General features: G+C 66.3%; 10 protein-coding genes and 2 pseudogenes. 9 read left to right on the top strand and 3 right to left on the bottom strand.

Annotated features, from left to right (window positions below; genetic code table 11):
• A pseudogene (locus AOK16_RS14250) lies at positions 1-856 on the bottom strand (substrate-binding domain-containing protein); the annotation flags it as partial.
• A gap of 248 nt (positions 857-1,104) precedes the next feature.
• Between AOK16_RS14250 and AOK16_RS14255 the strand changes: the two are divergent.
• The 6 genes from AOK16_RS14255 (at position 1,105) to AOK16_RS29265 (ending at position 8,300) form a co-directional block, all read left to right on the top strand.
• Entirely contained in the window at positions 1,105-3,156 is a 2,052-nt protein-coding gene (locus tag AOK16_RS14255) for a transglycosylase domain-containing protein (protein ID WP_079101370.1), read from the top strand.
• A 474-nt stretch (positions 3,157-3,630) separates the two neighbouring features.
• The gene (locus AOK16_RS14260) at positions 3,631-4,479 is read left to right on the top strand and encodes a UbiA family prenyltransferase (RefSeq protein ID WP_055472641.1); all 849 of its coding nucleotides are present in this window, start codon (positions 3,631-3,633) and stop codon (positions 4,477-4,479) included.
• Between the two features lie 12 nt (positions 4,480-4,491).
• Positions 4,492-5,844 (top strand): FAD-dependent oxidoreductase, encoded by a 1,353-nt coding sequence (locus tag AOK16_RS14265; RefSeq protein WP_157859214.1) that lies wholly within the window; start codon positions 4,492-4,494, stop codon positions 5,842-5,844.
• The gene (locus tag AOK16_RS25600) at positions 5,837-6,943 is read left to right on the top strand and encodes a TIGR03857 family LLM class F420-dependent oxidoreductase (protein ID WP_079101371.1); all 1,107 of its coding nucleotides are present in this window, start codon (positions 5,837-5,839) and stop codon (positions 6,941-6,943) included. The genes AOK16_RS14265 and AOK16_RS25600 overlap by 8 nt, the downstream gene beginning before the upstream one ends.
• Positions 6,910-7,914, top strand: coding sequence for a spirocyclase AveC family protein (locus AOK16_RS14275; protein WP_055472644.1), 1,005 nt, complete (start codon positions 6,910-6,912; stop codon positions 7,912-7,914). Before AOK16_RS25600 ends, AOK16_RS14275 begins: the two co-directional genes overlap by 34 nt.
• Positions 7,914-8,300, top strand: coding sequence for a lipocalin-like domain-containing protein (locus AOK16_RS29265; RefSeq protein WP_420865384.1), 387 nt, complete (start codon positions 7,914-7,916; stop codon positions 8,298-8,300). The genes AOK16_RS14275 and AOK16_RS29265 overlap by 1 nt, the downstream gene beginning before the upstream one ends.
• A gap of 447 nt (positions 8,301-8,747) precedes the next feature.
• Here the strand turns inward: AOK16_RS29265 and AOK16_RS14280 are convergent, their stop codons facing one another.
• The gene (locus tag AOK16_RS14280) at positions 8,748-9,461 is read right to left on the bottom strand and encodes a cation efflux transmembrane domain-containing protein (protein WP_055472645.1); all 714 of its coding nucleotides are present in this window, start codon (positions 9,459-9,461) and stop codon (positions 8,748-8,750) included.
• A complete protein-coding gene (locus tag AOK16_RS14285; protein ID WP_055472646.1) occupies positions 9,461-9,796 on the bottom strand; it encodes an ArsR/SmtB family transcription factor in 336 nt (111 codons plus the stop codon). The genes AOK16_RS14280 and AOK16_RS14285 overlap by 1 nt, the downstream gene beginning before the upstream one ends.
• Before the next feature lie 172 nt (positions 9,797-9,968).
• Between AOK16_RS14285 and AOK16_RS28280 the strand changes: the two are divergent.
• The 3 genes and pseudogenes from AOK16_RS28280 to AOK16_RS14295 all read left to right on the top strand — a co-directional run.
• Positions 9,969-10,094, top strand: a pseudogene (locus tag AOK16_RS28280) (ArsR family transcriptional regulator); the annotation flags it as partial.
• Between the two features lie 115 nt (positions 10,095-10,209).
• A complete protein-coding gene (locus tag AOK16_RS14290) occupies positions 10,210-10,803 on the top strand; it encodes a hypothetical protein (protein ID WP_055472647.1) in 594 nt (197 codons plus the stop codon).
• Positions 10,804-11,118: 315 nt separating this feature from the next.
• The coding region (locus tag AOK16_RS14295; protein WP_420865383.1) for a PepSY domain-containing protein at positions 11,119-11,377 on the top strand (259 nt) is incomplete at its 3' end.

An 11,377-nucleotide genomic window follows, 5' to 3' on the forward strand; every position in this document is an offset into this window, starting at 1 on the left:
CTTCCCGCCCCGCCCGGTCCAGCCCGCGCACGCCCTCCGCGCTGCCCCGCGTCTCGACCGCGAACTCCGCCTCCGGGCAGGTCTTCGCGTACGACTCGGCGGCCTCGCGCAGGACCGGCGCGAAGGCGGTCGACCCGGTCAGTGCGACCTTCCCCGAAGCGCAGTCCAGCGGGGCCGAGCTGTTCTTCCCGGTGAGCGAGACGGTGACCTGGGCGAGGATCACCAGCACCAGGAAGCAGACCAGCGCGATGGCCTGCCAGGACGTGCCCGTACGGCTTTTGGTCTCCTGGATGCCCCCGTTGCCGACCCCGCCCTTGATGCCGCCGACGATCTCGGGCGCCTCGAAGTCCGCGGGGACGCGGCCGTCCTGGGACGTGGCCTCCAGGGCGGCCAGCACCTTGTAGTGCGCGCCCCGGTTCAGTGGGACCTTCGGCAGCTCGACGACCCCGTTGCGCACCCGCAGCCCCGAGTCCTCACTGAAGGAGGGCCGCAGGAAGTCGTCGCTGAGCTCGGTCACCACCATCCCGGCGACCCGGCGCCCGGGGAAGCTGAGCCGTATGCCCACCTTGTCGTCGTCCAGGACGGCGTAGTCGCTGGTGTCGATGTGGGTGGCGCCGTTGTTCTCGATCCGCAGCAGGACGAACGAGGGCGCGACCAGCCGCGTACCGTCCGCCTCCCGCAACTGCTGGAGCGCGCCCGCGTATTGGGAGTGGACCGCGTCGGTGGCGATGGTGTCCATCTGCACCCGATAGCCCAGCCGCTTGCGCCCGTTGACCACGAACTCGTACAGCGCGGCGCCGATCGGCACGACCACACCGAGGACAGCCAGTGTCACGTCCCACGGAAAGTCGTCCACGGCCACCTCGCAGAGGGAATGGGGGTGCGCAGACCATACGGGCGCGGGGGCGGCCGAGGGCCGGGCAAGGGGGACCCTTCGGCAAGAGTTCACTGCCTGTTGAGGCGGGACGCGAGGGAAAGCCGTGCCTCCTGGGGGCCACCTCACACCATTTGCTGACGATTCGGATCAACCTTCGCCGCGCTCCATCCCCTCTCCTTACGTGTCATCAACTTTCGCGCGGGTTGGCGCGTCGAGGAGTGAGCGTCATGGACAGGCACGGGTGCACGAGAGGGCGGCGGCGCCGCTGGGCGCAAGCGGTGGCGCGCGGGCGCTTCCTGGACTACCCCCGCCAGGGCAGGCGCGGGCTGCGCCGCTGGATCCCCTCCTGGCGGCAGCTCTTGAGCGCCTTTCTGCTCGGTACGGCCTGCCTGGCAGGTCTGTGCGGCTATGTGTACACGCACGTCGGCATTCCCGACGAGAACGCGGTCGCGCGCCAGGAGGCCAACACCTATTACTGGGCAGACGGCACGCAGATGGTCAGTCTGGGGGCGGTCAACCGGAACAGCGTCCAACTGTCGGACGTGCCGAAGTCTGTGCAGGACGCGGTGATTGCCGCCGAGAACGAGAGTTTCTACAGCGACTCCGGCGTCTCGCCCACGGGAATCCTGCGCGCCGCCCTCAGCGCGGTGCGCGGCCAGGAGACCCAGGGCGGTTCGACCATCACCCAGCAGTACGTGAAGAACACTTATCTCTCCCAGGAGCAGACCGCCTCCCGGAAGGTCAAGGAGTTCGTGATCGCACTGAAGTTGGACCGGACGAAGAGCAAGAGCGAGATCCTTCAGGGCTACCTCAACACCAGCTGGTTCGGGCGCGGCGCATACGGCATCGAGGCGGCGGCGCAGGCCTACTACGGAATCCCCGCCCGCAAGCTCGACCCGAGCCAAGGCGCCCTGCTCGCCTCGCTGTTGAAAGGGGCCGAGCAGTACGACCCGGCCATCAGCGGCGGAAACCACGAACGCGCCCGGGAGCGCTGGAAGTGGATTCTCGACCGCGAGGTGAAAGCCGGGCTGATTTCCCCGTCGGAGCGCGCGAAACACCGTGAATTCCCGGAGCCCCATAAGCAGTCCACGGCCACCAGCCTCGGCGGCCAGACCGGCTACCTGGTCGACGTCGCCAACAAATACATCAAGCAGAACAGCAAGTTGACCGACCGGGACCTCGCCCACGGCGGCTACCGCATTCACACCACCTTCGACAAGAAGCGGATGGGGAAACTGAAAAACGCAGTCAACGGAGTCCTGAAGAAGAACATCGACCCGAAGAAGCGCCCGGCCGACAGGGGAGTCGAGGTCGGAGCCGCCTCCGTACGCCCCTCCGACGGCGCCGTTCTGGCCCTCTACGGTGGCCCGGATGCCACCCGCCACTTCGTCAACAACGCCGACACCTCGGGCGTACCGGTGGGCTCCGCCTTCAAGCCCTTCGTCCTCGCCGCCGCCCTCCAGTACGGGGCGCAGGCCCAGCCGGGCAGCGGCGGCGCACGGCAGAACGTGGCGGCGGACAGCTACTACGCGGAGGACGGCTCGCTGCGCTCGGCGTCGGCCGTCGGGCCGTTCGCCCCGGCGGACGGCCGGCCGATGGACCAGACCTTCCCCGGACGGCCGGATCTTCTGATCGGCGCCGGGCCCGACGCCTCCCACCCCACCCTCAGCCAGGCCCTGTCACAGGGCGGCAACGCCACGTACACGCGGCTCGGCCGCGAGGTGGGCCTGGAGGAGGTACGGGAGACCGCCGTCCGCTCGGGGCTGCTGAAGGACAGCATGGCGGAGCTGGAGAGCACCTTCCCCATCGGCACCTCGACCCCCAGCACGATCCGCATGGCCACCGCCTACACGACCTTCGTCAACCACGGCCTGCGGCACGACCCGTACTCGGTGACGAAGGTCCTGAAGGACGGCGTGCGGGTCAAGGGCTTCGAGGACCGCGCGATGGCGCAACGGGCGATGGACGCCCAGGTGGCGGACGAGGTCCTGGGCGCCCTGAACGAGGCCGGCTCCGAGGCCGGCGAATCCATGGACCCGAACATCTCCACCCGCAGCGCCCCCTTCGCCGCGGGCCGCACGGTAGACCAGGACCGCCTCCGCGCGGCCTGGTTCGTCGCCTCCACGGACACCCTCTCCACGGCGATAACCCTCTTCCGTACCACCCCGGACACCCCCCAACTCCTCCCGCTGTCAGGCGTAGCGGGCCGCAACTCCCAACATGGCAACACCCTCCCACCCCGCATCTGGGCGGACTACGCGACGGAGGAGGGGAGTTGAGGAGAGCAGGGCTCCAGACGCCGACTGCTCGACATCTACGGCCTGTACGGTGCTCCGGCCGCGGCCCCGATCGCACCGGTGTGGCATGTACGGCCTTTCCTGTAAGCGAGGAGTCGCCTGGGGCTTGAGTCTGTCTTCCGTTTACGTTGGCCAGTCGGGCAGCTGTGCGGATTTCAACACGCTCAACACTTCGCCGTTGTGGTGAAGCTTTCCCCATCAGGCTTTGTCGGATGTGCTGGGCAGCGATGACGGGCGGTTCGGCGGACAGGCCCCACTCCGGTCTACCCCGTCCCTCGGAAAGCCAGTCCGGCCAGTTCCCCGGGAACCCTGCGTCCCAGCAGGTTCGCGATACACATCAACGCGGGGTGATCGAGCGTGAAGACACGCAGCAGCGCGCTTACTCCTCCCACTGCCCAGCCGGCGAGTGCCGCTCCTGGCCTATCGAGGGCCGTGTGGCGGTTGGTCCGGAATCTCATGATGGAGCTGAGTCTGAGCTGGCGGTTTATCCGCAACGATCCAGTCGGGTTCTACCCCGGCATCCTGTTCACGATTGCTGTGAGCTACCACTACCGGCTGTCTCCCGGCACGTTCGCCTTGATGTTCGCGGCCTCGCTGGTGTATTTCTGGCTCTATATCTACACCTTCTGCTTGTCCAACCAGCTCACTGGTGTGCGGGAGGACAGACTCAACAAACCGTTCCGGCCCTTGGTTTCGGGAGAGGCCAGCCGGCGGGGCACTGCCATCCGAGCCGCCATCGCCAACATCGCTTTCCTCGTGCTTGCGGTGGCCCTGGGCGTGTGGCTGTGGGCGCTTGTCTGGCAGGCGTTGACGCTGCTGCTGCACAACTTGGCACGTGGTGCACGGAGCTGGATGGTGAAGGACTTCGTCATCGCCTGTGGTGTGCCAATGATGCTCGGCCCTGCATGGCAGATGGTGACCCCGGTCACCGGTGAAACATGGCGGTGGATCCTGGCATTGGCAATCTCGGTCCTCCTCCTGATACCGGTTCAGGATCTGCGTGACATGCACGGCGATGTAGCCGATGGGAGGACGACTTTTCCCATGGCTGTCGGTGAACTCGCTACTCGCAGGTTCCTCCTGGTGGGCTTCGCTCTGCTGCCGCTCGTCGTCCACTTTCTCTTGATCCGCGCCTCCGGGGTGGACTGGCCGTCCTGGCTCGCCGAAGCATTGACCGCCGCGTTGTGCTGGACCATCGCCTTCCGAGTTGTGCGGCAGAACGATCCCGGATACGACCACCGCACCTACCGCTTCTTCGAGTACTGGTACATAGCCGTGGTGGGTTCAGCGGCGATCGCTCTGTGACGTGGGGGTGTGGTGAACGCCAATTCCGAGGTCATCGTCATCGGCGCAGGCATCAGCGGCTTGCTTGCCGCCCGAGTGCTCGCCAATTCCTGCGAGACGGTGACAATCATTGAGAGGGACCGGCTGAGCCAGTCCGGTCAGGTGCGTCCCGGCGTCCCACAGGGCAGCCATATCCACGGGCTCCTTGCCCGTGGACACGAAGCGATCGAGGACCTTGTGCCGGGCTTCGCTGAGGACTTGCTGGCTGATGGCGCCGCGTCTGTCGAGTTCCTCTCCGAGACCCGGATTTCGTACCAGGGCTACACGCTGTTGCAGAGTCCTGCTGACATCAGCATGGCCTTTGCAAGCCGTCCTTTCATCGAATCCCGTATCGCACGCAAAGTGCTTGCCCTGCCAAACGTGCGGCTCCTCGACGGGCACACGGTGCAGGCACTCACGGCGACTCCTCATGGAGACCGGATCACAGGGGTCCAGTTGGCCACGCCCGACGGAGAGCGCGTGAAACGCCCCGCGACCCTGGTGGTGGCGGCACTTGGCAAGGCCGGACAGGCACTGTCCTGGCTCGACCGGCTTGGCTATCCCAGGCCCAAGGAAAGCCGGATGCGCATCGACGTCGGTTACGCCAGCCGCCACTACCAGCTCCCTGCTGACGTCCTCGGCAAGGACCGGTTCTTTTTCGACGGGCCTCACGCGGACCGCCCTTGCGGGTTGATGATCGGGGTACAGGAGAACGGCACATGGATCGTCACAGCATGCGGCTACGGGGCGCACGCGCCGCACCGCACCGGCCACAGCTTCCATGAAGTCGTCGCCCGCCTGGCACCCGCAGGAGTCGCAGAACGCCTCGCCGCGTCACCCGCGCTCGACGACATCCACACCTTCGGGTTCCCTGCGAGTACCCGACGCCACTACGAGCGGATCAGCCGCATGCCCGAAGGGCTGATCGCCTTCGGCGACGCCGTGTGCAGCTACAACCCGATCTACGGAATCGGGATGACCTCAGCAGCACTCCAGGCCAAAGCTCTGGCATCGACGCTTGAAGCCGGCGGCCGACGCCTCCCTCAACGCTTCTACCGACGCGCCGCCCCCAACATCACCCTGCTCTGGACGCTCTCAAGCACCATGGACCATTTGATATCCGAGGTGCCAGGCCGGCGCCCCCTCCACGTCCAGCTGGTCGCCCCCTTCTTGAAGCGACTGCTGGCCACGGCGGAATACGACCCGGAGATGGCCCGCACCGTAGCCCGCGTGGTCACGTTCGCAGCCCCGTTGCCGGGGCTCCTTCACCCCAGACTGCTGGTCAGAGTCCTCCACAACCGTCACGACGCACGCGAAAACCCTGTCGTGGGAGTGCGTGATGACTGAGCGCTGTGAACGGAACGCTGGGCTGCTCGGTGCCGTCGTACTCCCCGGACGGGTGCCCGATCCGCGACCAGGTCTCACCCAGGCCGTCACAGCGGAGCGAACAGGGCTCGGCACCGTTTGGCTGTCCGAGCGATGGGGGACCAAAGACCTGCCATCCCTGGCCGGAGCTGTGGCACAACCGACCAGTCGGATCAGGGTCGTTGGCGTCGCCGACTTCCAGATCAGGCACCCGATCGGGCTGGCCTCGCTCGGGTCGACACTTCAGGCGCTGACCGGCGGGCGCTTCGCGTTGGCGTTCGGCCGGGGCGCAGGAGCCTTTCCTGTCGGTCGCGGATTGGGCCTGCCCTATCCCACTTCTCAGCGCATCATCGATCACGTCGCGATCGTGCGCCGGTTGTGGGCGGGAGAGACCGTCCGCTATGACGGCCCCGCCGGGTCCTTTCCGAGCATGCGCATGGCGGACATCCCGGATCTTGCCCCACCGGAATTGCTTTTCGCGGCGATCGGGCCACGGTCACTGAGGCTGGCAGGTGCGCACTTCGATGGCGTCGTCCTCCATCCGATGCTGACCCCCGAAGCTGTCTCCCGTTCGGCGGCCACAGTTCGGGATGCGGCCCGAAAGGCGGGCCGTGACCCCGCTGAAGTCCGCGTGTACGCCAGTGCCTTGATTGCGCCCGATCTGACGCCGCAGGACGAAGACGCAGTCATCGGTGGGCGGGCCGTCACATACCTGCAAGCGCCGGGCTACGGCGAGCTCATCGCCCGCGCTAACGGCTGGGACCCAGCTCCGCTGCAGCAACTGCGCACTCACCCAGCTCTCGCTCACCTGGGCCGAGAACTCGCCGACCAGGAGTTCCTGCGGCATCAGTTGGCAGACGTCAGCCGCACCCTTCCCCCGACCTGGCTCAAGACCACCACGGTTGCCGGCAGCGCCGAAGCATGCGCCCGGTTCCTCCACGGGTACCTGGATTCCGGAGCCGATGAAATCGTGATCAACGGGACAACACCTGATCTCCTCCAGCCAACCATCCAAGCCTTCCAGGCAGCACACTCCGGAGACCTGAGATGTCCAAGGAAATCCCACCAGCACCAGACCTGAGCATCGCGGAGAACCCCGCGACTTCCTGGCGGAAGTTCCTTCGGTCGCCCATCGCTTTCTGGTCTGCTGCTGGTCTTGTCTTCGTCGCCTTCCAAGCGGTGATCTTCTCGCGCTGGATCTCCGATGGCGGCTTGCGCGCAATGCCGTCCGGTGGTTACGAAATATCGACCACGCAGAAAATCGTTACGTGGGCCGTGCAGGCTGCAGTGACCGTAGGTGCAATCATCGTCGCCGTCATTCTCCTGAAGGCCAGCCGCCGCGAGGGGCGTCCCACCTTTCTCGCCCTGCTGTATCTCGGCCTCGCGTTCACCGTCTGGGCCAACCCTATCGCCAACTACGGTGACGTACACGTGAGTCAGAATCGGTATGCCCTCAACGTTGCCACGTGGGGGCCATACATTCCCGGATGGGAATCCTCCTACGTCGAGGAACAAGCCGAGGTCTTCATCTCCGCCACCGGCCTGGGATACATGCTGTGCATCCTGTGGGCGATGATCCCGATCGCCATCTTCGATCGGATGAGAGGTCAGGAGTCGTCGAGTGGGATGGCACGTTGGAGCCTGACGCACGTCATCATCGCAACAGTGGCAGTCGGAGCCGTGCTTGAAGCGATCCTGGATCCGATCTGGGTGAAAACCGGGGCAGGCTATGCTTACGCAGGCGTGGGTCAGACGTTTACCGTCTTTTCAGGGCACTGGTACCAGTTCCCACTCGCCAACATCCTGGTGTTCCCGTTCGTTCTCTCGCTGCCACCGGTTCTGATGATCTGGAAGTCCCGGCGAACGGGCCGCGACGTCTGGATCCTTCAAGGTCGTGAGTATCTACCCCGCAGGGTCTCTAATTGGGTCAGTCTTGGGGCGGCCATTGGCTTGGCGAATGTCATGGTCTTGCTCGCCTTGACGCTCTCCCTGACGCTGTGGGGGAACGATGCCTTTCCCGCTGACATGCCCAGCTACTTGCAGGTGGGATGATGGTCCTCAGCGCCGCGCAACTGGTAGGGACCTGGACGCTGGAGACTGTTACTGTCACGCGTCCAGGCTCCACCATCACTCTGCGGAATCCAGACGTGAGTGGAATGCTCTGCTACTCGCCTGACCATCATCTCCTGGCAATGATTCGACTGTCGAAAGCGCCGCCAGCTGCGGGCTCGTTCCCTCTGCCCGAGTTCATCGCCTACGCTGGCTGCGCCGCCATCAGTGGCGACCAAATCGAATGCCGGGTTCAGATAGGAAGCGATCGGGCACTCGTCGGAAGTGTTCAGACGCGAATGGCAGTTTTGAGGGATCATCAACTCCATCTCTCCACCTCATACATGGAAAGCGAAGCTGTCCTCACCTGGCGCAAGGCAGCGAGCTGATCCACGGACTGCCTGGCCGGAGCGGCAATCGTATTCCGAAGGAGGGTTCCTCAGCCGCTCCGACCCGTTCGAAGACACCCGAGGCCCATCGGCCAGCCCTCAGTGACCACATCTCCCACGAACTGGAGGCGGCTGCCTGATGGCTGGCCAGCCCAAGCGCAACCCGAACGGCGTGGGGGCGATCACCAAACGCAAGGACGGCCGGTTTCAGTGAGCGGGTCCATGTGCCCAGCCGGGCGGCACCCGGGCCCGCAAGTTCGCGTACGGCATGCGGCAGGCAGCTGCCCGCAGTAAGGCGGGGGAGAGGTGGCACGAGTCCGACTACGTTCTGCCTGGACATGGTGCTGGAATCCGATTCCTGATGAGACTTCTTGAAATTGAAATTCCCCACCCGCGCTCGCGACGTTCCCCAGGTTTGCTTCTGTTTTCCACCTCGCCGGCGGACCGTCAGTTGCAGTAGTCACAGCCAGGCTGGCAGCCGCACGTGTCCTCAACCTGAGCGGGGGCAGTCGGGGATGTCGTGGCAGAGGGTGCGCAGCAGCCTTTGCCGTGCCAGGCGTCACGCCCTTCCTTGACAGCGATGGCGGCGATGACGATGGCGGCGATGGGGTCGGCCCAGGACCAGCTGAGAGTTGCGTTGAGGACCAGGCCGACCAGGAGTACGGCCGACAGGTAAGTGCAGAGCAGTGTCTGCTTGGAGTCGGCGACCGCGCTGGCGGAGTCAAGCTCGCGGCCCGCGCGGCGCTGGGCGGCGGACAGGAATGGCATGACTACGAGGGAGGCGGCGGCGAGCACGATGCCGGGAATGGAGCGTTCTGCCTCTCCGGTGCCGGTCAGGGCGCGTACGGCGTCGACGCTGACGTAGGCGGCGAGCGCGAAGAACGACACTGCGATGATACGCAGGGTCGTCTTTTCGCGTGCTTCGCGTTCGGCGTGCTGTCGGGCAGAGAACTGCCAGGCGACCGCGGCGGCTGAGGAGACCTCTATGACGGAGTCCAGGCCGAAGCCGATCAAGGCGGTAGAGGAGGCGAGGGTTCCGGCGGTGAGGGCGACGATTGCTTCGATGACGTTGTAGGTGATGGTGGTGGCGACCAGTAGGCGTATCCGGCGGGCGAGCGCGTCACGGCGGGCTGGGGAAGGCTCGAGGGATATCGCAGTCATCAGAAGCACCCTTTGTCGTCGGCGTCCGGGCATGTGCGGTCGGTCTCGACGGCAACCACGGCGGTTCGCAGGTCATCCAGGGCGTGGCCGAGACGTTCGTCGGCCAGCTCGTAGCGGGTGCGGCGTCCGTCGGGGACGGTAACGACCAAGCCGCAGTCCCGTAGGCACGCGAGGTGGTTCGACAGCCGGGTGCGGGAGACGCCAAGGGCTTCGGCGAGATCAGCCGGATAGGCCGGGGCCTTCCGCAGGGCGAGCAGGATGCGGCAACGGATCGGGTCTGCGAGCGCGCGGCCGAACCGGGCCAGGACCTCGGTGTCAGTAGCAACAGTCAGCACACCACGACAATACATGGAATCCTGAATCCAGGGAATCGTGGATTGTCTGTCTACTTCGGCAACCCACCTACTTGAGACTGCAACAAACTGGGGTGGTGAGCGGGGGTCGCTCACCCGGCTGACCCCCGCTCACCACCACCCGAGGTCGCCGAAACCCTCAGGCCCTGGCGACCCGTCCTGGCTGCTGATCCTGGCTCGCCTGCGCGAAGGCCCCCGCCTGTCCACCGAGCCGGCCAACGCCGCGGGCATGGAGCAGTCCGCCCGCTCCCATCAGCTCCGTGTCCTTCGCGCTCTTGGGCCGTCTCGGTCAGCGCTTCCTGGAGCAGCGCGGAGGCAGAAGGCAAGGCGCAGCCCTTGGTTGGGGACGCGCATCGGGCGGGTAGGTTGTCCGGGTGCGTGAATCAGGGCGGGTCGTGAAGCGGGCGTTCGGCGCTCTGCTGTGCGCGGTGTCCTCCCTGTTGCTCGGTGGCGTCAGCCACGTCCTGGCAGGCGGTCAGCTTCCTGGTATCGGCTGGCTCGCGGCGGCGTTCGTCGTGCTGGCGGCGGTCGGCGTGGGACTGTCCGGGCCGCAGCGTCGCTTCGATGTCACTGTGTTCACGATGGGCTCCATCCAGTTCGTCCTGCACCTCGTCTTCCACTGCGCCTCGATGCCGGCGATGGAGCCTTCCATGGCGTCAGGCTCGATGGGCGCGCACATGGACATGGGTGCCCTGGACACGCACATGGACATGAGCGGCCAAAGCGGCGTCCATCCGATGCCCGCGAGCATGACCGTGGCGCACGGACTGGCCGCTCTGGGTGTTTCCGTCTGCCTTGTCCACGGGGAGAGCATGCTCAGGCGGCTGGCCGCCCTCGTTGTACCGATCTTGCTGTTCTGGGTCGCTCCGGCCCTGGTGCCTGTTCCGCGGCCGCGCTTGCGCGGCCCGCTGGTCGTGCCGCTGCCGCACGGTGTTGTGCTCGCGCGCTGCTGTCCGCTGCGTGGTCCTCCCGGGCCTGCTCCGGCCTGACCTGTCGTATCACCCCGCGCGGCAGTGGAACGCGCCGTGCGGCGATGCCGCATGCACTCCTGCGGGGCTGAGTCGGGCCGGTGTTCGCTCCGCCGTCGGCGGTGTTCACCAGACGACTTTCGCCCGTGTGCCCCAGCCTGCGCTGACGGGCGCGCCCAGGGAGGTTCCCGCATGTCCGTGATACCTGACAGTCCACCTCAGCCCGCACCCGACGATCCGCACTGGTCCACAGCGACCACGGCAGAGGAAGCACCAGCGTCGACACCCGCCGCCAACACCCGTCCTCTCCGGTCCCGTCAGGGCGTGTGGGCACTGTTGCGGCGTCTGCATTTCTACGCGGGTGTTTTCGTCGCCCCGTTCCTGTTCCTGGCCGCGCTGACCGGGCTCGCCTACACGGTCACCCCGCAGCTCGATCAGCTCGTCTACGGTGACGAGCTCCGCGTGGAGCACGCGGCCGGGCAGCAGCACTCACTGGCGGACCAGATCGGGGCCGCCCGCGCCGCGCACCCGGAAGGCTCGCTCGCCTACGTCGTCACCCCGCCCACAGCCGAGGACACCACCCGGGTGGTGCTGA

It is taken from the genome of Streptomyces pathocidini (assembly GCF_001418495.1).
GTDB classification, from domain to species: Bacteria; Actinomycetota; Actinomycetes; order Streptomycetales; family Streptomycetaceae; genus Streptomyces; species Streptomyces pathocidini.

Bases quoted from the DNA above. Each gene is read 5' to 3' on its own strand.
- AOK16_RS25600 (WP_079101371.1), top strand. From the start codon at position 5,837: ATGACTGAGCGCTGTGAACGGAACGCTGGGCTGCTCGGTGCCGTCGTA.
- AOK16_RS14255 (WP_079101370.1), top strand. From the start codon at position 1,105: ATGGACAGGCACGGGTGCACGAGAGGGCGGCGGCGCCGCTGGGCGCAA.
- AOK16_RS29265 (WP_420865384.1), top strand. From the start codon at position 7,914: ATGGTCCTCAGCGCCGCGCAACTGGTAGGGACCTGGACGCTGGAGACT.
- AOK16_RS14260 (WP_055472641.1), top strand. From the start codon at position 3,631: ATGATGGAGCTGAGTCTGAGCTGGCGGTTTATCCGCAACGATCCAGTC.
- AOK16_RS14275 (WP_055472644.1), top strand. From the start codon at position 6,910: ATGTCCAAGGAAATCCCACCAGCACCAGACCTGAGCATCGCGGAGAAC.
- AOK16_RS14280 (WP_055472645.1), bottom strand. From the start codon at position 9,461: ATGACTGCGATATCCCTCGAGCCTTCCCCAGCCCGCCGTGACGCGCTC.